Source organism: Shuttleworthella sp. (assembly GCF_057251025.1).
This window is the reverse complement of record NZ_DBHIDN010000003.1, coordinates 71807-96060: the sequence shown is the minus strand read 5'-3', so window position 1 is coordinate 96060 and position 24254 is coordinate 71807. Positions and strand designations below refer to the sequence as shown.

20 protein-coding genes are annotated in these 24254 nt (G+C 55.1%); 19 read left to right on the top strand and 1 reads right to left on the bottom strand.

Going from position 1 to position 24254, the window contains the following annotated elements:
* The 6 genes from ACO5R6_RS01585 (at window position 1) to ACO5R6_RS01560 (ending at window position 7862) form a co-directional block, all read left to right on the top strand.
* Window positions 1–1347, top strand: a complete 1347-nt coding sequence (locus ACO5R6_RS01585; RefSeq protein WP_485625424.1) for a bifunctional folylpolyglutamate synthase/dihydrofolate synthase — start codon at window positions 1–3, stop codon at window positions 1345–1347.
* Between the two features lie 101 nt (window positions 1348–1448).
* Window positions 1449–2060, top strand: coding sequence for a helix-hairpin-helix domain-containing protein (locus ACO5R6_RS01580; protein ID WP_485625423.1), 612 nt, complete (start codon window positions 1449–1451; stop codon window positions 2058–2060).
* An 8-nt stretch (window positions 2061–2068) separates the two neighbouring features.
* Window positions 2069–2758: a response regulator gene (locus tag ACO5R6_RS01575; RefSeq protein ID WP_485625422.1), complete on the top strand. Its 690-nt coding sequence runs from the start codon at window positions 2069–2071 to the stop codon at window positions 2756–2758.
* A 54-nt stretch (window positions 2759–2812) separates the two neighbouring features.
* Window positions 2813–4312, top strand: a complete 1500-nt coding sequence (locus tag ACO5R6_RS01570) for a sensor histidine kinase (RefSeq protein WP_485625421.1) — start codon at window positions 2813–2815, stop codon at window positions 4310–4312.
* Window positions 4309–5235, top strand: a complete 927-nt coding sequence (locus tag ACO5R6_RS01565) for a GerMN domain-containing protein (RefSeq protein ID WP_485625420.1) — start codon at window positions 4309–4311, stop codon at window positions 5233–5235. The genes ACO5R6_RS01570 and ACO5R6_RS01565 overlap by 4 nt, the downstream gene beginning before the upstream one ends.
* Window positions 5236–5252: 17 nt before the next feature.
* The gene (locus ACO5R6_RS01560) at window positions 5253–7862 is read left to right on the top strand and encodes a ComEC/Rec2 family competence protein (RefSeq protein ID WP_485625419.1); all 2610 of its coding nucleotides are present in this window, start codon (window positions 5253–5255) and stop codon (window positions 7860–7862) included.
* Between the two features lie 14 nt (window positions 7863–7876).
* On the opposite strand, the gene ACO5R6_RS01555 is transcribed toward ACO5R6_RS01560, so the two are convergent.
* On the bottom strand, window positions 7877–8326 hold the full coding sequence (locus tag ACO5R6_RS01555) for a hypothetical protein (RefSeq protein WP_485625418.1): 450 nt from the start codon (window positions 8324–8326) through the stop codon (window positions 7877–7879).
* 189 nt (window positions 8327–8515) lie between these two features.
* Here ACO5R6_RS01555 and holA point away from each other — a divergent pair, with 189 nt between their 5' ends.
* From holA to ACO5R6_RS01490, 13 genes are all read left to right on the top strand, one after another.
* Window positions 8516–9517 (top strand): DNA polymerase III subunit delta, encoded by a 1002-nt coding sequence (gene holA, locus ACO5R6_RS01550; RefSeq protein WP_485625417.1) that lies wholly within the window; start codon window positions 8516–8518, stop codon window positions 9515–9517.
* A 131-nt stretch (window positions 9518–9648) separates the two neighbouring features.
* Window positions 9649–9912: a 30S ribosomal protein S20 gene (rpsT, locus tag ACO5R6_RS01545; protein ID WP_485625416.1), complete on the top strand. Its 264-nt coding sequence runs from the start codon at window positions 9649–9651 to the stop codon at window positions 9910–9912.
* 142 nt (window positions 9913–10054) lie between these two features.
* Entirely contained in the window at window positions 10055–11869 is a 1815-nt protein-coding gene (gene lepA, locus ACO5R6_RS01540) for a translation elongation factor 4 (RefSeq protein ID WP_485625415.1), read from the top strand.
* A gap of 33 nt (window positions 11870–11902) precedes the next feature.
* Window positions 11903–13180 (top strand): radical SAM family heme chaperone HemW, encoded by a 1278-nt coding sequence (gene hemW, locus ACO5R6_RS01535; protein ID WP_485625414.1) that lies wholly within the window; start codon window positions 11903–11905, stop codon window positions 13178–13180.
* Between the two features lie 136 nt (window positions 13181–13316).
* On the top strand, window positions 13317–14387 hold the full coding sequence (gene hrcA, locus ACO5R6_RS01530) for a heat-inducible transcriptional repressor HrcA (protein WP_485625413.1): 1071 nt from the start codon (window positions 13317–13319) through the stop codon (window positions 14385–14387).
* 233 nt (window positions 14388–14620) lie between these two features.
* The gene (gene grpE / locus ACO5R6_RS01525) at window positions 14621–15313 is read left to right on the top strand and encodes a nucleotide exchange factor GrpE (RefSeq protein WP_485625442.1); all 693 of its coding nucleotides are present in this window, start codon (window positions 14621–14623) and stop codon (window positions 15311–15313) included.
* Window positions 15314–15367: 54 nt separating this feature from the next.
* Window positions 15368–17242, top strand: a complete 1875-nt coding sequence (dnaK, locus tag ACO5R6_RS01520) for a molecular chaperone DnaK (protein WP_485625412.1) — start codon at window positions 15368–15370, stop codon at window positions 17240–17242.
* Window positions 17243–17249: 7 nt separating this feature from the next.
* Entirely contained in the window at window positions 17250–18434 is a 1185-nt protein-coding gene (dnaJ, locus tag ACO5R6_RS01515; RefSeq protein ID WP_485625411.1) for a molecular chaperone DnaJ, read from the top strand.
* 278 nt (window positions 18435–18712) lie between these two features.
* Entirely contained in the window at window positions 18713–19954 is a 1242-nt protein-coding gene (locus tag ACO5R6_RS01510) for an extracellular solute-binding protein (RefSeq protein WP_485625410.1), read from the top strand.
* Window positions 19955–20047: 93 nt separating this feature from the next.
* Window positions 20048–21391 carry a carbohydrate ABC transporter permease gene (locus tag ACO5R6_RS01505; protein ID WP_485625409.1) on the top strand — a complete coding sequence of 448 codons (1344 nt, stop codon included), beginning with the start codon at window positions 20048–20050 and terminating at the stop codon, window positions 21389–21391.
* Entirely contained in the window at window positions 21391–22269 is an 879-nt protein-coding gene (locus ACO5R6_RS01500) for a sugar ABC transporter permease (protein WP_485625408.1), read from the top strand. Before ACO5R6_RS01505 ends, ACO5R6_RS01500 begins: the two co-directional genes overlap by 1 nt.
* Window positions 22270–22471: 202 nt before the next feature.
* Window positions 22472–23428 carry a 50S ribosomal protein L11 methyltransferase gene (locus tag ACO5R6_RS01495; RefSeq protein ID WP_485625407.1) on the top strand — a complete coding sequence of 319 codons (957 nt, stop codon included), beginning with the start codon at window positions 22472–22474 and terminating at the stop codon, window positions 23426–23428.
* An 81-nt stretch (window positions 23429–23509) separates the two neighbouring features.
* A complete protein-coding gene (locus ACO5R6_RS01490; RefSeq protein WP_485625441.1) occupies window positions 23510–24250 on the top strand; it encodes an RsmE family RNA methyltransferase in 741 nt (246 codons plus the stop codon).
* Window positions 24251–24254 lie beyond the last annotated feature (4 nt).

The window sequence follows — 24254 nt, the reverse complement described above, 5'->3', positions numbered from 1 at the left end:
ATGTTCTATCAGGAAATTGTGAATAAGATTGAGTCAATGAGGCGATTCGGCGAGGCGACAGGTTACCAGGTATCCTGTGAAATGCTGGATCGCCTCTTACACCCGGAGAGAGGACAGAAGATCATCCATATCGCCGGGACCAACGGGAAGGGGTCGACAGCGGCCATTCTGGCGTCTATCCTGGCGGTTCTGGGCCTTCGGGTAGGCCTCTTCACATCACCCCACCTGGTCCGGTTCAATGAGAGAATCCGCATTCTCGAGCCGGGGGAGGATCCGGGCAGATCCTCGGATCCAAAGGCCGGAAGACCCGTGACAGAGAGGGAGATTTCGGATGAGGACGTCCTGCGGCTGGGCGAGGAGATCCTCGCTCTTCCCATGGACCTGTCCCCCACCATGTTTGACATCTGCCTCGGCATGGGACTCTCTTATTATCGGGACCAGGCCTGCGATGTCACGATCCTTGAGACCGGACTGGGGGGGAGATTCGACTCCACCAGGGCCTGTGACGTGACGCCCCTGATCTGCCTGATCACAAGCATCGGTCTGGATCACACGGCAATTCTGGGAGGCAGCTTAGAGGAGATCGCAGCCAATAAGGCGGGAATTCTCCGCCCGGGGACACAGTGTATTCTGGGTCCTATGGAAGAGGCGGCCAGCCGGGTGATCCTGCGGGATTGCCGGCGGATGCAGATTCCCTTTCGCCAGCTGACCAGGGAGGGCGCAGAACAAGTCTTCGCAGACTACGGGCTGATGAGAGAGGACCTGGCCCTGGAGGGGGATTTTCAGCTTGGAAACGGGGCCTGCGCCATTCTGGCGGCAAAGCTCCTGCGTGAAATGGGGGTGATCCGGGGAGAGAGCGCGGAGACCGGTTGTTTTGCGGAGGGCCTTCGCCGCGGCCTGGCCCGGGTCAGCTGGCCGGGCCGCATGGAGAGGATCTGCTACAGGGGAAGGCAGTTTCTGATCGACGGCGCCCACAATCCGCAGGGGGTGGATGCTCTGGCGGAGAGTATTGCCAGGCTCTATCCGGGGGGGGCCTGCGTCTTTATCATCGGAGTCCTGGCCGACAAGGATTACAGATCCATGTTGGAGAAGATTCTCCCCCTGGCGGGGGAAGTGGTCGCTGTGACCGTGGAGAACAGGAGAGGCTTAAGAGGAGAAGACCTGGTCCGGCTGAGCCGGGCGCGGGGCATCCATGCCCGAAAGGCGGATTCTGTGCCAGAGGCCCTGGACCTGGCCCTTGACATCTGTGAGAGAAGGGAGGAGAAGGGACAGGCCGCCCCTCTGGTCCTCTTTGGGTCCCTCTATTTCGTGGGTCAGGTCAAGGAATTTGTGTCACACTGCCCATAGGCCCATAGACCGACGGCATGGGCATTTCTTGCTAATATATCTCATTTTCGTTACAATATTTGACGTAGATGACGCATCGGGCACCTCCGGGGAGGTGTGTGATGAAAATACGAAAATATCTTGTCCTAGGACTTCTTCTTACGACTCTGAGTCTATCTGCCTGCAAAAACCAGTCTTTCCTGCAGTCAAGAGAATTAGAGAAGAAAGAGGAAAAGGCGGATCCGGAGGATAAAAAAGCAGATCCGGAGGATAAAAAAGCAGATGCCAATGCCATCTGGGTTCAGATTCAGGGGGCGGTGGAGCGCCCCGGTGTCTACCCCCTTCCCCGGGGAAGCCGGTTGAAGGACTTGATCGCGCTTGCGGGCGGCCTCTGTCAGGATGCGGATTCCGACCGGGTCAATCAGGTCGTCTTGCTGGAAGACGGAGCCATGTACCGGATTCCGAGACAGGGAGATCAAAGAGATGCGTCGCAGGAAGATCCGGTGCAAGGAGTCGGCCCGGAAGCCCCCGACCGGGCGGGCAAGGTGAATATCAACCGGGCCGGAAGAGACCAGCTGATGACTCTGCCGGGCATCGGAGCCGGCAAGGCGGATGCGATCATCAGCTACCGAAAGAAGCACGGGGCATTTGCCAGAAAAGAAGATATCATGAAGATCCCGGGCTTGAAGGAGGCGGCCTACGCCAAGATCAAGGACAGGATCACAGTGAATTGAGGTATGAGATGGCCAAGAAGGTTTTAGTGGTCGACGATGAAAAATTGATCGTGAAGGGGATCCGCTTCTCTCTGGAGCAGGATGAGATGAAGGTCGACTGCGCCTATGATGGCCGGGAGGCCTTGGATATGATCCGGCAGGGAGACTATGACCTGATCCTTCTGGATGTCATGTTGCCCAAGATGGACGGCTTTGAGGTCTGCCGGGCCGTCCGCGAGTTCTCCAATGTGCCGATCGTCATGCTCACGGCCAAGGGCGATGATATGGATAAGATCATGGGCCTGGAGTACGGGGCGGATGATTATATTACTAAGCCCTTTAATATTCTGGAGGTCAAGGCCAGAATCAAGGCCATCCTGCGCCGGGCCAAGAGTCAGGAACCGGAGGAGGATCACGACAACACGGTGACTTCCGGAGAGGTCAGCATGGATATTGACCGCAGGAACTTAAGGATTGCGGGAGAGGATATTAATTTGACCTCCAAGGAATTTGACATGCTCCTGCTCCTGGTCAACCATCCGGGCAAGGTCTACTCCAGAGAGGCGCTTCTTCACACGATCTGGGGCCATGACTATCCCGGGGACGCAAGAACGGTGGATGTGCACATCCGCCGGCTGAGAGAGAAGATCGAGCCCAATCCCAGTGAACCCAGATACGTCCTCACCAAGTGGGGGGTGGGTTATTATTTTCAAAACTGAATTTGACACGGAATGATCGTTGCCCCCTGATTTTTTCCTTGCTATACTAGTTTCATGAATGCTTTTCAACGACTCCGGAATCAATTTCACAGGCTGAAGCTGCGCCTGATTCTTATCATTTTATTGGCGGGCCTGATTCCCTATACGGTCGCTTTTTATCTCTATCTCTACACCTATCGGCAGAACACCATTTCAACCGAAGAAATACAAGTTCACTCGCAGATGCAGGTCCTTACGGGAGGAATTCTCGCCAAGGACTATTTGTCTGACCCTTCGGACACGGAGATCAACAGTCAGCTGGATACAGTCCGTCAGATCTACGGCGGCCGCATTCTGGTGATCGACAATACCCTTCGGGTCATCAAGGACACCAACGGCATTGACACCGGGCGGACACTGGTCTGGGAGAATGCGATTCGCTCCCTCAAGGGAGAGACACTCAACTACTACGACAGGCAGAACAATTTCCTGACGGTCACCCTGCCCATCCGAAACTCGACGGATTCGAATGCGCCTGTGCGCGGTGTGCTCATGGTGGTCCGGTCGATGGATTACATGAACCAGTCTCTGGATCAGATGACTGCTCCCGGAATCATCGGTTTTGTTCTCCTGGGACTGGTTCTCCTGGCTCTTGCAGTCGGGACCGCAACCTATGCCATCCGCCCGCTTAAGACCATTGCCGAGACCCTGGACAAGGCCAGGAACGGCAGCTCCTCAGCGGAAATGAAGGAGCTGGACTATTCCGAGGCGGAGGAACTGGCGGGACATTTCAATGATTTTCTGGACCGGATGCAGACGGTGGAGGCTTCCAGGCAGGAATTTGTCTCCAATGTCTCTCACGAGTTGAAGACGCCCCTGACCTCAATGAAGGTGTTGGCGGACTCCATCAACAGCATGGAGGGAGCCCCTGTTGAGCTCTATCAGGAGTTCATGCAGGATATGAGTCATGAGATCGACAGGGAGACGAAGATCATCAACGACCTGCTCTCTCTGGTGCGTCTGGACAAGACCGGAATCACAATGAACATTGCCTCGGTCAACATGAATGAATTGATTGAATCCATCCTGCGCAGGATCCGCCCGATTGCAGACCGGCAGGAAGTGGAGCTGGTATTCGAGTCCTTCCGGCCGGTCTTCTGCGAAATCGATGAGACCAAGCTCTCTCTGGCGATCTCCAACCTGGTTGAGAATGCGGTCAAGTACAATAATCCGGGCGGCTGGGTCCATGTCTCTCTCAATGCCGACCACCAGTACTGCTATGTGACGGTTGAGGACAACGGTGTGGGAATCCCTGAGGATTCTCTGGATCGGATATTCGAGCGTTTCTACCGAGTGGACAAGTCTCATTCCAGGGAGATCGGCGGAACCGGGCTCGGACTCGCGATCACCCAGAATTCCATCCGCATGCACAAGGGGGAGATCCGCGTGGCCTCCGATCCGGGACATGGTACGACCTTCGATGTTCGAATTCCCCTGACTTATATTGTGGATCCCGAGGAGAATGTCATTGCCGAGAGGGCGGATGAATCCCGGGATGAGAGGAGCAAAGAATGAGAGTGAATTTCAAGAATCAAGCGGTCACTTTCGTTCTGATCCTGGCTCTGGCCCTGGGCCCCCTTACGGCCTGCGGCCGGAAGACAGGAGAGCGTCAGGTCTACTATATGAATGTGGCCGGCAATGCTCTGAAGACCAGTCCTCACCGGCTTGCGGCCGGGAACAGGGATGAACAGATCAGGGAACTTCTGACCGCCTTGAAGGAGGCTCCGGACCGGTCGAAAGAAGTCAGTGTCATGCCGCAGGATCTGGAGATTATCTCTTACCACATGGATGGGGGGCACCTCTTCTTAGACTTTAACGCGGCCTATGACAAAGTCACCGGTCCCAATGAGGTTCTCATGCGCTCTGCCATTGTGAAGACCCTCCTGCAGATAGAGGACATCACTTCCGTGACCTTTACGGTGCAGGGCAAGGCTCTGACCCATGCCGACGGCAGCGAAGTCGGCGCCATGAACGCGGATACCTTCATGGATTTCGGAGGGGATGCCGAGGACGCTATGGTTCGCAGAAATTTCACCCTCTACTATGCCAGCAAGGACGGGCAGAGTCTGGTCAGAGAGAATCGGGAGATATATTACAACAGCAATCTTTCACCGGAGAAGCTGGTGATAGAATATCTGATGGTAAGTCCTCGCGCGGATGAGGCCATCAGTCCCATTCCGGACAGCACCAAGCTGCTCAATGTCAATGTGGACCGGGGAGTCTGCTATCTGAATCTGAGCGAGAATTTTCTCAATGCTACGGATAAGATCTCCCAGCAGGTGGTCATCTACTCGATTGTCAATTCCCTCTGTGAGCTGGGGAACATATCCAGTGTACAAATCGCTATTAATGGGGAGATGAATTCCCTCTTCCGCGGGGACAAGCTGTCCAATGCCTATACACCCAACTTCGATCTGGTGACTTCCGGCGCCAAATAGGCGCAAGGAGGTGGCCTATGCTGAGAGCCAGGCCCCTGGTCATCATGTTCATGAGTCTGATCGCAGGCATTCTCACTGCCTGGTGGGCTCTTCCATACAAGATCATCCCGCTCGCACTTATGGTTTTCTGCTGCGCAGCAGGTCTTGGAATCCGAATACAGCCGGATTGGAACAGGCGGATGAATTCAAGGCTTGTTCTTCTTATTTGTGTGCTTTTTTTGGTCGGACTGGCGCGAGGGCGCGTCTTCCTGGACCACCGGCAGCGAGTGGAAGCGATTCTGTCCGAGGGGCAGGAAATTACCGTCAGAGGCAGGGTCTACGCCCTTGAGAAAAGGAAGAAGGGGCTTAGGGTTCTGCTGGGCGAGACCCGGATCTGTGAGCGAGAAGAGGACAAGAAGGGGGACCGGCTATGGTCGGTCTATCTGGACTTTCCGGCGAGATCCGAAGGGGAGAGCGACATCAATCCGGATCCCGGAGATGAAATCCGGGTCAGGGGATCCTATTCCTTTGCTCCGCCCGCGTCCAATGAGGGGAATTTCGACCAGAGAGCCTATGAGTACGCCAGGGGGATCTATGGACATCTATGGAGAGCCGAGAGGCCGGTTTGGCTCACACGGGGAAGCAGTCATCCCTACTGGAAGCTGGTACAGGGGCTCGATCGCCTTCGGCTGGAGCTCGAGACGGTCTTTCGGAGGGAACTTCCGGCAGAAGAGGGAGGTCTCCTCTCGGCCATGGTTCTGGGCGCAAGGAGCGGCCTGGACGAAGAGCTGCGGGACCTCTTTTCCCGGTCGGGCATATCCCATCTCCTGGCTATCTCCGGGCTCCATGTGTTTCTTCTGGGCACAGTCCTGCTTCGTCTCTTAAGGATAGCGCGCCTGCCCCTGCCCTTTGCCTCTGTCCTATCGGCCCTGATCATTATCGCCTACGGGCGCATGACCGGAAGTGCCGTCTCTACCAGGAGGGCGGTACTGATGTACCTCCTGCTGATTCTTGGACACTGTCTGGGAGAGGCATATGATTCTCTGTCCGCGCTGGCTCTGGCCGGGCTTGTCATTCTTGCGCAAAATCCCATGGCCCTGGGAGATCTGAGTTTTCAATTTTCCTTTACGGCGATTCTTGGGCTCCTGCTTGTGGCAAGACCCCTGCAGGAGGCCTACAGGTCATCCTGCGCAAGGAGATTTGAAGAGAGACGGCACAGGCTCTATCGGCTGCGCCCGAGGCAGCTGCCCTGGAATCGAGTGAATCAGGGGGAATCCGGTCAATACCAGGCAAATCTGGCAGACCGCATCCTAAGCCGGATCATCTTAGCCCTGGGAATTCAGCTGGTCCTGCTTCCCCTGACTGCCTTCTATTACAGCGAGATCGCATCCTATGTAATCCTTTTGAATCTGCTCCTGATCCCTCTTCTGGGTCTGGTCCTTGGAAGCGGCCTTCTGGGAGGACTCCTGGGTCTTGTCCCGGGACTCGCGATTCCCTCCCTCTTCTCCGGTCTCTGTCTGAGGCTCTGTCATGGTCTTCTCTATTTCTATGAGTGGAGCTCTGACCTAAGCCTTCGCCTTCCCCTGGCAAGGATAATCAGCGGAAAGCCTCCCGTCTGGTTGATTTTGTTCTATTACGGCCTCCTTCTCTATCTCGTCTACAGGATTTGCCGGAGGGGACAGACCAGGGCAAGAGCCGGATGCTCCTTCAGGAGGGCTCCGCGACAGAGGATTCGGGAGAAAATCCTTGGATGCGCTCTGGCCTCCCTCCTGATCCTTCTTCCCATCCTCTGGTCCGCCGGCCTCTCGGATCGGGCCGGGGCAGAGTTTACCATGCTGGACATCGGTCAGGGGGACGGGCTCTATTTCTGCGACGGGAGAGGGGGACACTACATGATTGACGGCGGATCGACCAGCATCGACCGGGTCGGCAAGCAGAGAATCCTCCCTTTTCTCAAGGCGAGGGGGATTCGGAAGATTCACTACTGGTTCGTAAGCCACACGGACTTAGACCACATCAGTGGTCTGGAGGAAGCCCTGAGCGACCGGTATCCCATTCAATATCTGGTCTTCTCCGTCAATATGCCCCGTGCGAACGACGGGAGAAATGCCGCCTATGAGAGGCTTGTGAAATTGGCAAGGGAAAACAGATGTCAGATCCTGCTTCTAGATCGGGGAGATTGCCTCAGACCGGGATGCAAGGCGGGGGAGAGCGGCTGCCTTTCGGTGCGGTGTCTGGGTCCGGCAGAGGACCGGTCTGCCAGAGGGGCCAATGAAAACAGCCTGATCCTGTCCATAGCGATGCCGGGTCTTAGGGTCTTTAGCGCCGGGGATATCGGGACCGAGCAGGAACAAGCTCTCCTGCGGAGGGAAAACACGATCTGCGATCAGAATGAGGAGGGCTTTCGCCTCTATAAGGCATCACATCACGGGAGCAACGGGGCCAACGGAAAAGAGATCCTAAAGGACTTTCAGCCGGATCTGATCTGGATCAGCGCCGGGGCCGGAAATCATTACGGGCATCCGGGCAAAGAGGCCCTAAAGCGGATGAAAGAAAGGGGCTGTCCCATCGATCGCACGATGGATCGGGGGCAGATGACCCTCCGGAGAGAGGAGGGCAGATGGAAATACCGGGTGCGCTTTCCCTGAGGGCCGAGTCGACCTCAATCTGCCGGTCCATCCCCCTCTGACAGCCGGTCCTCGCTGACGCTGATCGTCTTAGCGTGTTCGATCAGAGTCCGGTAGTGGTCAAGGCCCTTGAGATCATTCAGGGGGTGGATGAAGCACTCGCCGGAGGACTTCTCCACCAAGACAGGGCCGAACTTGCCGTAGCTAAAAGCAGTGTAGCCGTCCCCGGTGGCCAGGAGCTGACCTCCCTTGCCGGCCGCGGAACCGACCTCTTTGCCGTGGAACAAAGAGGCGAGAAGACCCGTCTTCTTATCATTTGGTGCAGTCAGATTCCCGGGGTCTAATTTCACGGGAAGGAAGTCGAAAATATAGTAGCGGTGGCAGACCCAGGCGTGATAGAAGATATTCTCATCGGGCGCCAGCCGGTTGATATAGTTTTGCGCAAGCTGATAGGCTTCGTGAACGCCTGTGACTTTTTGCTCCATCGTTTTCTCCTCGCGAAATTGCCTGTATGTATTGCGGATGCTTGATCACCATTATAAGCCTTTTCCCATCGAGATAAGCTTTTTTTCATCTGCCGTCTCAGGACTTGGTCCCGGACTCCTGGGACCGGCGCTTTTGCCCCGGAAGACAGCAGATTGACTTGTCCGGTTGGGGATTTTACAATCGTTTTCATGGAGACGATAAATCATGATATCAAGACGGGACAATTTCACAGGGCCTATTTGCTCTATGGAGAGGAAGACTATCTCAAGCTCCAGTACCGGGATCGCTTGATCAAGGCCCTGACAGGCGGAGGAGAAAGTGTCAACTTCAGCCGCCTGGAGGGGGAGTCCTGCAACCTGAAGGACATGATTGACCTGGCGCAGACGATGCCCTTTTTTGCGGAATACCGCTGCATCCTGCTCATGGAGTCCGGCTTCTTCCAGAGCAGCAATGATGAGCTTGCGGCCTACCTCGAGGCGGTGCCGGAGACGGCCGTACTCATCTTTGTCGAGAAGAAGGTCAACAAGTCGACCAAGTCCTTCAAGACGATCGGCAAGTATGGCTATGCCTGTGATTTCTCAAAGCCCGGTGAGGAGACCCTTATGAAATGGATCGGAGCTCGCCTTGCCAGGGAGAAGAAGACGATGGCGCCCGAGGCCTGGAGGGAGTTCTTCCTCCGAAGCGGGGAGAATATGGAGAATATGGAGCGGGAGTTCGAGAAGCTGGTGATGTACTGCTTCGACAGGGACCGCATCGAGCTCAATGACGTCCGGGCGATCACGGTTCGGCCGTTAAATGACAGAGTCTTCGACCTGGTCGATGCGATGGCCGACCGGGATACCCGGAGACTGATGGATTGCTACGCAGACTTGGTCACGGCCAAGGAGCAGCCCCTTCGCATCCTAAGCCTGCTGGAACGCCAATTCATGCAGATGCTTGCGGTGCGGCAGATGTCCGCCGACCACCTGTCCGATCAGACAATCGGGAAGAAACTCTCGATTCCGCCCTATATCGTGGGGAAAATTCGGCGCAGTTCAAGAGCCTACAGGCAGGAGCAGATCAGGCAGCTGCTCGCGGACGCCTCCGATGTGGAGGAGCGGATTAAGACCGGCCGGATTTCGGATCGGATGGGGGTGGAACTTCTGATGATGCAGTATGCCAATGACGGGTATGCCAATGACGGGAATTAAGCCTTGACAGGACCGATGCCGAACAGTATTATGTACGAGTATGTTTACATTGAACTGTCCGTGTCCGGCTACAATGTAACTAAGGATTTTTCCTATAAGAAACATTCGATTTACATTGGAGGTAATCTAAATTGGCTAACATTAAGTCTGCAAAGAAGAGAGTACTCGTAACTGCCACCAAGACCGCCAGAAACAAGGCGATCAAGTCAGAGGTGAAGACCTATGTCAAGAAGGTGGACGCAGCGGTTGAGGCCGGAGACAAGGACGTGGCCGCCGCGGCGCTCAAGGAAGCAACCGGCGTAATCGCCAGGGCATGCTCTAAGGGCGTTTATCATAAGAACACGGCCGCCCGCAAGGTATCTCGTCTCAGCAAGGCTGTCAATAAGCTCGCTTAATCGACAGGACGAGAAGAGGCGCCAGAGGAGTGAAGGATAAGAGAGTCAACAGCCCGACATCTGTTGGCTCTCTTTTTTCGACCTCCGCCGATGGAATGAGGATCCCGCAGACCATAGCTGCTGATGCAAGAGGAGAGAACTCATGGGAATTGACCAGCGTAAAATCCGCAATTTCTGTATAGTGGCCCATATCGACCACGGGAAGTCCACCCTGGCTGACCGCATCATTGAGATGACCGGAACCCTGACCAAGCGCGAGATGCAAGAGCAGGTCCTGGACACGATGGATCTGGAACGCGAGCGCGGAATTACCATCAAATCACAGGCGGTTCGAGTGATCTACCGGGCCAAGGACGAGGAGGAGTATATCTTCAACCTGATTGACACCCCGGGCCATGTGGACTTCAACTATGAGGTCTCCCGCGCTCTGGCGGCCTGCGACGGGGCGATCCTCGTGGTGGACGCCAGCCAGGGGGTTGAGGCCCAGACCTTGGCCAATGTCTATCTGGCCATAGATCATGATCTGGAAGTCCTGCCTGTGATCAACAAGATCGACCTCCCCTCCGCCGACCCGGACCGGGTCAAGAGTGAGGTCGAAGATGTGATCGGGCTGGACTGCGAGAATGCCCCTCTTGTGTCCGCCAAAACAGGCCTTCATGTGGAAGATGTTTTGGAAGCGATTGTCCATAGTCTGCCGGCACCCAAGGGGGACAGAAATGCTCCCTTAAAGGCACTGATCTTCGACTCTCTCTATGACCCCTACAAGGGGGTGATTGTCTTCGTGCGTCTCAAAGAGGGAAGGATGAAGCGGGGGGATAAGGTCTGCATGATGGCCAGCGGCTATAGCTGCGATCTTGTGGAAGTGGGCTATTTCGGCGCCGGCCAGCTGATCCCCTGCGATGAGCTGGAGGCCGGGATGGTGGGTTATTTCACCGCCTCCATTAAGGATTTAAGAGAGACCAGAGTCGGGGATACGGTCACCTCGGCTGACCGGCCGGCCGCGGAGGCACTCCCGGGCTACAAGAGGGTCCAGCCCATGGTTTACTCCGGAATCTATCCGGCGGATTCTGCCAAATATCCGGAGCTGCGTGAGGCCCTTGAAAAACTCCAGCTCAATGATGCGGCACTCCAGTTTGAGCCGGAGACCTCCGCGGCTCTGGGATTCGGTTTCCGCTGCGGCTTTCTGGGACTTTTGCACCTGGATGTCATTCAGGAGCGGCTGGAGCGGGAGTATAAGCTCGACCTGGTGACGACGGCGCCGGGCGTTGTCTATCGGGTTCACAAGACGGATGGGACCCTCATAGAACTTACAAACCCGTCCAATCTACCGGATCCCTCCGAGATCGACTACATGGAGGAGCCGGTAGTAGACGCGCAGATCATGGTTACATCCGACTATATCGGGGCCATCATGGACCTCTGCCAGGAGCGCCGCGGCCAGTATATCGGTATGGAGTATATGGAAGAGGGCAGGGCCCAGCTGCGCTATACCCTTCCGCTCAACGAGATCATCTATGATTTCTTCGATGCCCTGAAATCCAGAAGCCGGGGCTATGCTTCTCTTGACTACGAGATGAAGGGCTATCAGCGGTCCGACCTGGTCAAGCTCGATATTCTGATCAACAAGGAGCAGGTGGATGCCCTGTCCTTCATCGTATTCTCCGGTACGGCTTATGAGCGGGGGAGGAAGATGTGCGAGAAGTTAAAGGAGGAGATCCCGAGACACCTCTTTGAAATACCCATCCAGGCGGCGGTCGGAGGCAAGGTGATCGCCAGGGAGACAGTCAGGGCCATGCGAAAAGACGTCCTGGCTAAGTGTTACGGGGGGGATATCTCCCGCAAGAAGAAGCTCCTGGAGAAGCAGAAGGAGGGAAAGAAGCGCATGCGGCAGGTCGGAAGCGTGGAGATCCCCCAGGAGGCCTTTATGGCGGTCCTCAAGCTGGATTCAGACGATTAAGAACAGACCGAGAACACGAAAGGAGGCCGTTCCGTGGAAGCTCTGGAGCTCTACATACACATTCCCTTTTGTGTCAGAAAATGCCTCTATTGCGATTTCAACTCTCATCCGGGAGGGCCGGGAGAGCATGAGGCCTACACGCGCGCTTTGATCCGGGAAATCGACTGGTGGGGCAGGCTGACAGGCAGGGCCCGGGTGGCTACGATTTATGTGGGGGGAGGCACTCCCTCCTGGCTCAACGATTCCCTGCTGGAGGAGATTTTCGCGGCGGTCAAGAGAAATTTCGCTCTGGATCAGGCGGCAGAGATCAGCCTGGAAGTAAATCCGGGCACGGCGACAGAGAAGACTCTCCTGGCCTATCGGAGGATGGGAATCAACCGCATTTCCATCGGCCTCCAGTCGGCCAACGACGAGGAGCTGGCCCTTCTGGGCCGGATTCATACATTCTCCGATTTCCTGCGCACCTTTGAGAGGGCCCGGGCGGCGGGCTTTGCCAATATCAATGTGGATATTATGACCGGCCTTCCCCATCAGACGGAGGACAAGCTCAAGAAGACCCTGCAGAAGTTGACGATGCTCAGACCCGAGCACATCTCCGCATACTCTCTGATGGTGGAGCCCGGCACCCCCTTCTACGAGCGATACGCAGAGGATGTCGCCAGAAGAGACCGGGGAGAGGGGACCACAGACCTGCCGGATGAGGCGCTTGACTACAGACTCTACGATCTGACAAGAGAATTTCTGATCGGGCGGGGGTACGGCCAGTATGAAATCTCCAATTATGCCAGGGAGGGTTTTGCCTGCCGCCACAATCTCGGTTACTGGGAGAGAAAGCCTTACCTGGGGCTGGGGGTGGGGGCGGCCTCCCTGCTTATGGACTCCTTCCCGGGAGACGGTGGGGGCGGGCGGAGGCCGGAGGGACTGAGAACCCCAGCTTATCCCAATATCCGCTTCTCCAACATCAAGGAGACAGACCATTATATTGAGCTCTGGGAGGCCTATGACCCAAGCAGGCAGGAGGGCCCGGACGAGATCCTGGCGGACGCCCCGTGGATTGATCCAAAGACCATTCAGAAGCTGACCTGCCGCGAGGCCATGGAAGAATTTCTCTTTCTGGGTCTGCGCAAGACGGGAGGAATTCGTGAGGCGGATTTTCTGGATGCATTCGGTCTTGCGATCGACAGCGTCTTCGGACCCGTCATAGAGAGCCAGAGAAGGAGAGGACTGGTACGGAGAGAAGGCGGGCAGATCGCTCTGACGAAAAGGGGCATCGACATCTCCAATGTCGTCCTGGCCGAGTACCTGCCCTGACAGAGAGGGCCTGCAGTAAGCGGGCAAAGAGGACAGGCCGACCTGTGTTGACAGGAGAAGGGGCCAACTTTACAATGAAGAACAGTTATAGCACTCAAGCATGATGACTGCTGATGCCGGAGGAGAGGAGTAAGCCATGGCTGATTCCAAGCAGATGGGTGAGGAGCTTTCCGAGCGTAAGTCCAAGATCCTAAACGCCATTATTCAGAACTATCTGGAGTCCGGGGAGCCGGTCGGTTCCAGGACAATTTCAAAGCTGGAGGGCGTGACCCTAAGCTCCGCCACCATCCGCAATGAGATGAGTGACCTGGAGGAGATGGGATATATTCTTCGCCCGCACAGTTCGGCCGGCCGCATTCCGACCGACCGGGGCTACCGATTCTATGTAGACCATCTTCTGGCGGAGAAGGATCAGGAAGTCCTGGAGCTCAAGGATTTTGTCATTCAGAAGACAGAGAAGATGGACAAGGTTCTGCAGCAGGTCGCCAGGTTCCTGGCCAAGACCACCCAGTACACATCCCTGATCTCCGCTCCCGCCATGAGCAGGAACCGGATCAAGTTCCTTCAGCTCTCCCAGGTCAATGACCATCAGATTCTGGCGGTCATCATGATGGGGGGCAACATGGTCAAGAGCCGCCTGATCGAGGTCGAGAGTGTCCTGAGCGGAGAGAACCTTCTCAAACTCAATATGCTGCTCAACAACAGCTTAAACGGGCTCACCGCGCAGGAGATTAACCTGACAACCATCTCCAAGCTCCAGGAGGAGGCGGGGATCCACGAGGATATCGTGGCAGAGGTTCTAAAGACCATTCCGGAGACCCTGCGGGAGGACGATGGACTTGAGATCTATACATCAGGGGCAACCAATATATTCAAGTACCCGGAACTGTCCGATCGCCAGAAAGCTTCCACCTTTATCTCTACATTTGAGGAGAAGGGACAGCTGGCGGAGCTGATTAACGACGTGCAGGAACAGAGCCTGAATAACCCGAACGCGACCGGAATCCAGGTCTATATCGGGAGTGAATCCCCCATGGAAAATATGCCGGACTGTTCTGTGGTCACAGCCAACTACGATCTGGGAGACGGAGTCAGGGGAACAATCGGTATCGTGGGACCCAAGCGGATGGATTACGCCAAGGTCATGGGCAGTCTCAAGGAGCTCAAGAGCAAGCTGTCTGAAATAATGGATGAGGCTCGCAGCTGACCCCGTCGCGCTTACCGGAAGCCGCAGTTTCTCTGCCTGTGGAAACAGACAGGGCAGCTGCGGATTTTTGCACTTGTTTTGTGAATATTTTTTGCAAATATGAGTTGACATGATCCGAGCCCGGTGTTATCTTAGTGCATGAAGATATTAGCACTCGACATGAATGAGTGCTAATTGAAACAAAATCCCGGAGCGCAAGCTCGAGAAAGGTGGTAATTTTTTTGGCTGAAGAGATGAAGACTCCAGAAAGCAGCACGCAGGAGGCTGTGCAAGAAGCCGTAAGAGAGGCCAGAGAAGAGGCGAGAAGGCAGGCGGATCTGAATTCGACCGGGACGGATGAAGCGCATCCGACCGGGGAAGAGGAAATCCCCGGGGCCGAGGCAGAAGCGGATTCTCATCAGGAGGAGACGGTAGAAGCTAATGATACACAGGATCCGGATGATCGAGAGCAGGAAGATTCTGCGAATGAGGAAGCCCTTCCAGGGAAGAAGGATCCGAAGGATGAAAAGATTGCAGACCTGACGGACCGGATCGCCCGTCAGATGGCGGAGTTTGATAATTTCCGCAAGCGGACGGAGAAGGAGAAGAGCAAGAGCTTCGAGCTTGGAGCCTCATCCATCATCGAGAAGATTCTTCCCGTGGTCGATAATTTCGAGCGCGGCTTGTGTACCCTGCCGGAGGGAGAGACGGACGCCTTTGCCGAGGGCATGGATAAGATCTACAAGCAGCTGGTCACGACCCTGGCCGATCTGGGAGTCAGCCCCATCGAGGCGCTGGGACAGACCTTCGATCCGGAGCTCCACAACGCAGTGATGCACGTGGAGGATGAGAATTTCGGGGAGAATGAGATCGTAGAAGAGCTCTTAAAAGGCTACAAGTTCCACGATCGGGTCATCCGGCACAGTATGGTCAAGGTGGCCAACTGAGGATGCCAAAAGTGTATTCATCAGATTCAATAGATTGATTAGGAGGAAAGATATATGAGCAAGATTATCGGAATTGACTTAGGAACAACCAACAGCTGTGTCGCCGTTATGGAGGGCGGACAGCCCAATGTAATCCCCAATAAGGAAGGCGCGAGAACCACGCCCTCCATCGTGGCATTTACCAAGAGCGGCGAGCGTCTGGTCGGTGAGCCGGCCAAGAGACAGGCTGTGACCAATGCGGAGAAGACCATTGCTTCAATTAAGAGGGATATGGGAACGGATAACGGCCGGGTCATTGACGGCAAGAAGTATTCGCCCCAGCAGATCTCCGCAATGATCCTCTCCAAGCTCAAGGATGATGCCGAGAACTATCTGGGAGAGAAGGTGACGGAGGCGGTGATCACGGTTCCCGCATACTTCAATGACGCCCAGCGGCAGGCCACCAAGGACGCCGGCAAGATCGCCGGTCTCGACGTTAAGCGTATTATCAACGAGCCCACGGCGGCTGCTCTGGCATACGGTCTCGACAATGAGAAAGAGCAGAAGATCATGGTCTATGACCTTGGCGGCGGTACCTTCGATGTATCTGTCATTGATATCGGCGACGGAGTCATTGAGGTTCTCTCGACCAACGGAGACACCCATCTGGGAGGCGATGACTTCGATGATGCCATTGTCGAGTGGATGCTGTCTGAATTCAAGAAGACGGACGGCGTGGACCTGTCCGGTGACAAGATGGCCATGCAGAGACTGAAGGAGGCTGCCGAGAAGGCCAAGAAGGAACTCTCGTCCGCAACGACAACCAATATCAATCTCCCCTTCATTACTGCTACGTCCGAGGGACCCAAGCACTTTGACATGGATTTGACCAGGGCTAAGTTCGAGGAACTGACCCATAACCTGGTCGAGAGGACGGCAGCGCCGGTTCAGAATGCCCTTCGCGATGCGGGACTTAACATGAATGACCTGGGCAAGGTCCTCTTGGTCGGCGGCTCTACCCGTATTCCCGCCGTACAGAAGAAGGTGGAGGAGCTGACCGGCAAGGAGCCCTCCAAGAATCTGAATCCGGATGAGTGCGTTGCCATCGGAGCCGCCATCCAGGGCGGTAAGCTGGCAGGCGATGCCGGCGCCGGCGACATCCTCCTTCTGGACGTCACCCCCCTGTCTCTGTCCATCGAGACCATGGGAGGCGTCGCCACCCGTCTGATCGAGAGAAATACGACGATTCCCACCAAGAAGAGTCAGATTTTCTCTACCGCTGCTGATAACCAGACCGCGGTCGATATCAATGTGGTTCAGGGTGAGCGTCAGTTTGCCAAGGACAACAAGTCTCTGGGACAGTTCCGTCTGGATGGGATTCCCCCGGCACAGCACGGTGTTCCTCAGATCGAGGTGACCTTCGATATCGACGCCAATGGGATTGTGACCGTATCCGCCAAGGATCTTGGAACCGGCAAGGAGCAGCACATCACCATTACGGGCGGCTCCAATATGTCGGATGATGATATTGAGAAGGCAGTCCGGGAGGCTCAGGAGTATGAGGCTCAGGACAAGAAGCGCAAGGAAGCGGTCGACACCAGAAATGACGCGGACTCCTTTGCCTTCCAGACAGAGAAGGCTATGGAGGAGGTAGGCGACAAACTTGACCCGGCAGACAAGTCCGCGGTTGAGGGAGACTTAAAGGCTCTTCGCGATCTCCTGAACCAGTACACGCAGCCGGAGGAACTCTCCGACGGACAGGTGGGTGAGATCAAGGCAGCCCTCGAGAAGTTGCAGGGATCTGCCCAGAAGGTATTCTCCAAGATGTATGAGCAGCAGGCGGCCGCCCAGCAGGCACAGACTGCCGGAGGCCCCGAGGCGGGAGCTGAGACGGGAAATACAGCAGCCGGCAACGATGATGTTGTAGATGCAGACTTCAAGGAAGTTTAATTAGATTATGGCAGAAAAGAGAGATTTTTATGAGGTGCTGGGCGTCGACAGAAATGCGGACGACGCAGCGCTGAAAAAAGCATATCGGAATCTCGCCAAGAAGTATCACCCGGATTCTCATCCGGGTGATAAGGCTGCTGAGGAGAAGTTTAAGGAAGCTTCCGAGGCCTATGCCGTTCTCTCGGATCCTGAGAAACGCCGCCAGTACGACCAGTTTGGCATGGGAGCCTTCGATGGGAACGGAGCAGGCGGGGCCGGCGGCTTCGACTTCTCCGGCATGGATTTCGGAGATATCTTCGGAGATCTCTTCGGGGGCTTTGGCGGTTTCGGCGGCTTCAGCGGATCTTCTGCCCAGCGGGGTCCTCATAAGGGGGCAAATGTCCATGCGGCAGTCCGGATCAGCTTCAAGGAGGCAGTCTTCGGCGTGGTCAAGGAGCTGGATCTGAACCTGAAGGAGGAGTGCCCCAGCTGCCATGGCTCGGGCTGTAAGCCGGGCACAGGCAAGAAGACCTGCGCCAAGTGCGGCGGCAAGGGCCGGGTTGTCATGACACAGCAGTCCATGTTCGGCACCATGCAGAATGTGACGACCTGCCCCGATTGCGGAGGCAGCGGCCAGGTGATTGAGAACCCCTGTCCCGATTGCCACGGAAGCGGCTATGTCACAAAACGTAAGAGGATCCAGGTCAATATCCCGGCAGGGATTGACAATGGCCAGTCTGTTCGTATCCGTGATAAGGGAGAGCCCGGAACAGGAGGCGGCCCCAGAGGAGACCTCCTGGTGGAGGTTCGTGTCTCGGCCCATCCGATTTTTCAGAGAAACGGCTACGACCTCTACTCATCGGCGCCGATCACTTATGCGCAGGCGGCGATCGGAAGTGAGGTGGAGATTGACACCATCGACGGCAAGGTGCTCTACACGGTAAAGGCGGGCACCCAGACAGACACGAGAATTCGCCTGCGCGGCAAGGGCGTGCCAAGTCTGCGCAACAAGAATGTGCGCGGCGACCACTATGTCACCCTGGTCGTTCAGACACCGACGCATTTGAGCGAGGAGGCCAAGGAGGCCCTTCGGCAATTTGACGCCCTCTCCGACAAAAGTCTCTCATCGGACGCTTCGTCCAAGCCCAGGAAAAAGGGCTTTCGCGAGAAGATGCAGGAGATGAAGGATCGGTTTGACGACGCAATGGAATGAGAAAATCAATCAATGAGCATGGCGAGCGGCCGGCCCTCCCCAAGAGGACCGGTCGCCCGCTTTTTACTTGCCTGTCTGTGTCCGGTCCGACATAAGGACGCAGGAATAGGGCATTATTGCGGGAATAAGGGGGAGAAGACCTATCGGATATAGGCAAAATGACTTTTTTTTTCAAAAATCGCTTGAAATCAAAGAGCATTTTGCATAAAATAAACGATGTAAGTTATGTGAACGCGTTGGAAACGTTTACAAGTTAAGGTACTTTTATGGAGGGAAATATGAAAAGTAAAAAACTTGTAGCACTTGGCTTGGCAGCCCTGATGGGAGTTTCTGCTCTGGCAGGCTGCGGGGGCTCAAAGTCATCTGACAACAACAAGAAAGATGGCGAGAGCAAGTCAGCTACGCTCACCGTCTGGTCACCGTCCGAGGATCAGTCCGAGGAGCAGGGAAACTGGCTCAAGAAGGAATTAGAGGCATTCCAGAAGGCACATCCGGAGTGGAAGCTCACCTTTAACACCGGCGTATGCCCCGAGGGTGATGCCAAGACTATGGTTGCAACCGATCCCGGAGCTGCTGCGGATGTATTCATGTTTGCCAATGACCAGATCCCTGACCTGCTCAAGGCCAACGCTCTTGCTGAGCTGGGCGGAACAACCCTTGAGGCAATCAAGAAGAACAACAATGAGACGACCGTCAACACGGTAACCTACAACAACGCCGTCTATGGTGTTCCCTTCACCGGCAACACATGGTTTATGTACTATGACAAGCGCGTCTTCTCTGCCGATGATGCCAAGAACCTCGACACCATGCTCAAGAAGGGCAAGGTAGGCTATCCCTTATCCAACTCCTGGTACTTCCAATCTACCTATGTGGCAAACGGCTGCACCATGTTCGGTAAGGACGGCAAGGATGAGAAGGCAGGCTTCGACTTCGGTGGCGAGAAGGCAACCGCAGTTACCAATTACTTGATCGACATGGCCAAGAATCCCAACTTCAAGGATGCCAACGGCCTGACCCCCAGCACTCTGGCAGACGGAACCGTTAACGCTCTGTTCTCCGGCGCATGGGACTACAAGGCAGTTGTAGATGCTCTCGGCAAGGAGAATGTCGGCATCGCCATTCCTCCCAAGTTCACAGTAGGCGGCAAGGAAGTTCAGATGAAGGCCTTCGCAGGTTCTAAGGCAATCGGTGTGAACCCGAACAGCAAGAACTCCGAGATCGCAGTTGCTCTGGCAGCTTTCCTCGGAAGCTCCCAGGCACAGAAGGATCACTATGATCTCCGCAAGGTGATCCCCTCAGATACCTCTCTGAACATTTCCGATGATCTGGCCAAGGTTCAGCTGGATACCATGCAGAATGCAGCAATCGTTCAGCCGCTGCAGTCAGCTATGGGACAGTACTGGACTCCTGCAGAATCTATGGGTAAGGAAATCATTGCAGGCACTGTAACGCATGAGAATGCTGCCGAGAAGACGGAGAGCATGAACAAGGCGATGAATACGGCTGCTGTTCAATAATCTTGCATTTACTGACGGAGGGAATGCGGTATGTCTTAGGACCGCATTCCTCTTTGCTTATAGAATTGGGCTAATCGTATGGAAAAAAGACAAATGCAGAGTAAAATCCCCTTGGCAAAGGCGATTGCCGCAGGAGATTTACAGACAAAGCTTTCCATTCCCTTTATGGGACTTGGAATATTTTTGAAAGGGCAGAGGATCAAGGGCTGTCTCATTTTCCTGCTGGAAGTTGCCTTTGCCTTCTATATGGCCACTTCCGGAATTTATGCCTTATCCAAACTGCCCAGCCTGGGCGATACAGCGCATCAGAAGGTGTGGAACGAGGCAAAACAGGTCTATGAATACACAGCCGGAGATAATTCACAGTTGATCCTTCTGACCGGCGTAGTGGCGTGCTTTGTAATTGCGGGATTTATCCTCCTGTGGATTATGCAGATGAAGCATGCCTATAGGCTGCAGTTACAGAAAGAGAACAAGATCCATATCAAGACATTCTCTGAGGATATCAGGTCACTCTATGATGAGAATCTGCACATTACCCTCATGTCCCTGCCCTGCGCTGGGATCTTGATCTTCAACATCGTGCCCCTGGTCTACATGATCAGTATGGCTTTCACATCCTATTCCAAGGAAGACAACCACTTGCAGTTGTTCAGCTGGAATGGGCTGGCGCAGTTCCAGCGTGTCCTGAATATTGGCGGGAATATCGGCCGGCAGTTCTGGCACGTTCTGGCCTGGACGGTTGTGTGGGCGATTGCCGCAACCTTCTTAAATTACATTCTCGGAATGATTCTCGCGATGGTTATCAATCGCAGAGACACAAAGGCAAAGGGATTCTGGCGTTTCTGTTTCGTCCTCTCCATTGCCGTTCCGCAGTTCGTATCCCTGATGATCATGAACATCATGCTGCAGCCGTCGGGCGCAATCAACGTCCTTCTGCAGAACTATGGATTGATCAAGGGCCCCCTGCCTTTCTTTACAGATGCTATGTGGGCCAGGATCACCATCATCATCATCAATATCTGGATCGGTATTCCCTATACGATGCTCCAGGTAACGGGTATCCTGCAGAATATTCCGAGTGAACTGTATGAGGCCGCCCGTATGGATGGAGCAGGTCCGGTCAAGATCTTCCTGAAGATAACATTGCCCTATATGTTATTCGTGACGACCCCCTACCTGATCACATCATTCGTGGGCAACATCAATAACTTCAACGTGATTTACCTCTTATCCGGTGGTGGACCAACCTATGTCGGCGATACGGCAGGACAGACGGATCTTCTGGTAACATGGTTGTACAAGCTGACGATCGACCAGCAGTACTACAATCTCGGTGCAGTCATTGGTATCCTGACCTTCGTTATCCTGACGGTTGTTACGCTTGTGACCTACCGCAGGTCGAAATCCTATAAGAACGAGGAGGCATTCATGTGATGAATACGAATAAAGTAAAGCGTAACCGAAGAAGCTTGTCCAAACGTATCAGCAACCTCGTTGTTCATCTGATTTTGGCGATCCTTGCGGTAATCTGGGTACTGCCTATTTTCTGGATCGTTCTGACAAGTTTTAGAGCAGAACCCGGCTCATATGTCAGCACCTTCCTGCCCAAGAGCTATACTCTGGCAAACTATGTCAAGCTCTTTACGGACCGGAATGTATTGGACTTCCCCCGTATGTTCGGGAATACACTGATCATTGCCATCTGCACATGTATCATCTCGACATTCTTCGTCCTGTCGGTGTCTTTCAGCCTGTCGCGCATGCGGTTCAGGTTCCGGAAGCCCTACATGAACCTGGCAATGATCCTGGGACTCTTCCCCGGATTCATGGCGATGATTGCGGAGTACTACATCTTAAAGGCACTCGGTCTGACCGAGGGATCCTTGATCCGCCTGGCCCTGATCATTGTGTACTCTGCCGGAACCGGACTGGGATTCCAGATCACAAAGGGCTATTTCGACATGATTCCGAGGGCGATTGATGAGGCCGCAATCGTGGATGGGGCAACTCAGTGGCAGGTATTCACAAGAATTACCATCCCGCTGTCCAAGCCCATCATCATATACACGATTATGACGTCTTTCATCGGTCCCTGGGTAGACTTCATCTTCGCAAAAGTAATTGTCCGCGCGAATTCAGATCAGTTTACCGTTGCGATCGGCCTGTGGAATATGCTGCAGAAGGAGTATATCAACCAGTGGTACACATGCTTTGCGGCAGGTGCCGTTGTAATCTCCGTACCGATTGCGATCCTCTTTGTCTTCATGCAGAAGTTCTACGTTGAGGGAATGTCGGGAGCAGTAAAGGGATAAGTTTGGCGGAAGCAGCGATGCCCTGCATCGACAGTCGCCGGAATTTATGCTAGTATGGCACACGGAAATGCCTTCCCAAGGGGAGGCATCCGTGTGCTTTTTTGCGTCCCGGACAAGAGGGATGCCGCGGGTCGTCTGGCCTTTTCCCGTAAGGCCGGCTCTGCCGGCAGAATCGGCCTTTCCCGGGGAAAGAGGAGAGTGTATGGATTATATCTGCTATACGATTGAGACGAGGGAAGAGGCCGAGGAAATCGTGACATATCTCCTGGCAGAGCAGGGCGTCGATTCAGTCGAGATTGAGGACCTGATACCGGTGGACGACAGCATCCAGGGAGAGAACTTCGAGGAATTGCAGCCCGATTTGCCCGCGGATGACGGATCCTGCCGCATTCGAATCTATCTGGACGCGAAAGAGGACCATTCTGCACTCCTTGAGAGGATCAGAGCTTCCCTGGAGGCGGCCAGAGCCTATGCCGATATGGGGTCTCTTACGATCACAGAGCATCTGGTTCGGCAGGAGGACTGGCAGGACAAGTGGAAGGACTTCTTCCACAGCTTCACCATTGAAGACATCCTCTTCGTGCCCGGCTGGGAAGAGGTCCCGGCGGATCTGTCCGGCAGGATTCTGATCCGAATTGACCCGGGCACCGCCTTCGGTACGGGAAAACACGAGAGCACCAAGTTGTGCGTTCAGGCAATGCGTAAGTATTTAAAAGAGGGCGATGCGGTCCTGGATGTGGGATTCGGGTCGGGGATTCTCTCCCTGCTTGCCGCCCGCCTGGGGGCCGGCCCGCTTGCGGGGACGGATATCGATCCCGCCTGCAGGGAGCCGATCGCCCGGAATATGAAGGCCAACGGTCTGTCCTATGATCCGGCCCGCTTTTATATCGGAGATCTGAGGGATGATCGTCTCCTGCAGAGGGACTTGGGCGAGGCCTGCTACGATATTGTCTTCTCGAATATCCTGGCGGATATCATCGTGTCTATGGCAGGGCCTCTTCGGGACCGGATCAAGCCGGGAGGAATACTGATTACATCGGGCATTATCGACTTCAAGCAGGAGGAGGTGGCCGAGGCCCTAAGAGGACAGGGCCTGGAGATCCTTGAGATCAATGGCCTGGGTGAGTGGCGGAGTGTGATCTGCAGGCGGCCGGCATGATCTTCTGCAGGGCAGAGACAGCCGGAAATCGGCCCCCGGCAGAGCACAAGCAATAAGGTATGAGAAGAGCAGGTGGCTAGGATGCAGCAGGTCTTCGTCGATGAAAAGCAAGTGAATGGAGAGCTTGTCAGCGTCACAGGAGAGGACGCAAGACACCTGGGCAGGGTGGTCCGCATTCGCCCCGGCGAGGAAATCCGCATCAGCGTGCGGGGAGCAAAGGACTATTTCGGCCATGTTCTGACCGTGGACCGGGATGAGCTCACAGTCAAACTGCTGGAGGAGGCTGCCAGCACGGAACTGATCCAGCGGATCAGCTTATTTCAGGCCATCCCCAAGGGGGATCGGATGGAGACGGTCATTGAGAAGGCGGTCGAACTTGGCGTGCATGAGATTATTCCGGTGGAGACCAAGTACTGTGTCGTCAAGCTGGATGAGAAGAAGCAAAAGAGAAAGATCGAGCGCTGGCAGACAATTGCGGCCAATGCTGCCCGTCAGTCCAAGAGGAGCATGATTCCGCAGATCGGAGAGGTCATGTCCTATGCCAGGGCTTTGGACTACGCCTCGAGCAAGGAAGTCCTCCTGCTTCCCTATGAGCATGCCGGCGAGATGCGCCTGACCGCCGAGGCCCTGGCGGACGCGGCGGAAGCGAAGAGCATTGCTGTCATCATAGGACCCGAGGGCGGCTTTGCCGCAGAGGAAGTCGACCGGGCCCGACTGAGACAGAATACCAGGGTGATCTCCCTGGGAAGGCGGATTCTTCGGACTGATACGGCGGCCATTGCCGCCATAACCATGGTCATGATGGCCTGTGAGAGCAAGTAGAGGA

Excerpts from the sequence above, each read along its gene's own strand:
- ACO5R6_RS01555 (WP_485625418.1), bottom strand. The coding sequence starts at position 8,326 with ATGGAGCAAAAAGTCACAGGCGTTCACGAAGCCTATCAGCTTGCGCAA.
- dnaJ (WP_485625411.1), top strand. The coding sequence starts at position 17,250 with ATGGCAGAAAAGAGAGATTTTTATGAGGTGCTGGGCGTCGACAGAAAT.
- ACO5R6_RS01490 (WP_485625441.1), top strand. The coding sequence starts at position 23,510 with ATGCAGCAGGTCTTCGTCGATGAAAAGCAAGTGAATGGAGAGCTTGTC.
- ACO5R6_RS01575 (WP_485625422.1), top strand. The coding sequence starts at position 2,069 with ATGGCCAAGAAGGTTTTAGTGGTCGACGATGAAAAATTGATCGTGAAG.
- hrcA (WP_485625413.1), top strand. The coding sequence starts at position 13,317 with ATGGCTGATTCCAAGCAGATGGGTGAGGAGCTTTCCGAGCGTAAGTCC.
- ACO5R6_RS01570 (WP_485625421.1), top strand. The coding sequence starts at position 2,813 with ATGAATGCTTTTCAACGACTCCGGAATCAATTTCACAGGCTGAAGCTG.
- ACO5R6_RS01505 (WP_485625409.1), top strand. The coding sequence starts at position 20,048 with ATGCAGAGTAAAATCCCCTTGGCAAAGGCGATTGCCGCAGGAGATTTA.
- holA (WP_485625417.1), top strand. The coding sequence starts at position 8,516 with ATGGAGACGATAAATCATGATATCAAGACGGGACAATTTCACAGGGCC.
- grpE (WP_485625442.1), top strand. The coding sequence starts at position 14,621 with ATGAAGACTCCAGAAAGCAGCACGCAGGAGGCTGTGCAAGAAGCCGTA.
- ACO5R6_RS01495 (WP_485625407.1), top strand. The coding sequence starts at position 22,472 with ATGGATTATATCTGCTATACGATTGAGACGAGGGAAGAGGCCGAGGAA.
- lepA (WP_485625415.1), top strand. The coding sequence starts at position 10,055 with ATGGGAATTGACCAGCGTAAAATCCGCAATTTCTGTATAGTGGCCCAT.
- ACO5R6_RS01500 (WP_485625408.1), top strand. The coding sequence starts at position 21,391 with ATGAATACGAATAAAGTAAAGCGTAACCGAAGAAGCTTGTCCAAACGT.
- ACO5R6_RS01510 (WP_485625410.1), top strand. The coding sequence starts at position 18,713 with ATGAAAAGTAAAAAACTTGTAGCACTTGGCTTGGCAGCCCTGATGGGA.
- dnaK (WP_485625412.1), top strand. The coding sequence starts at position 15,368 with ATGAGCAAGATTATCGGAATTGACTTAGGAACAACCAACAGCTGTGTC.
- ACO5R6_RS01585 (WP_485625424.1), top strand. The coding sequence starts at position 1 with ATGTTCTATCAGGAAATTGTGAATAAGATTGAGTCAATGAGGCGATTC.
- ACO5R6_RS01580 (WP_485625423.1), top strand. The coding sequence starts at position 1,449 with ATGAAAATACGAAAATATCTTGTCCTAGGACTTCTTCTTACGACTCTG.
- ACO5R6_RS01565 (WP_485625420.1), top strand. The coding sequence starts at position 4,309 with ATGAGAGTGAATTTCAAGAATCAAGCGGTCACTTTCGTTCTGATCCTG.
- ACO5R6_RS01560 (WP_485625419.1), top strand. The coding sequence starts at position 5,253 with ATGCTGAGAGCCAGGCCCCTGGTCATCATGTTCATGAGTCTGATCGCA.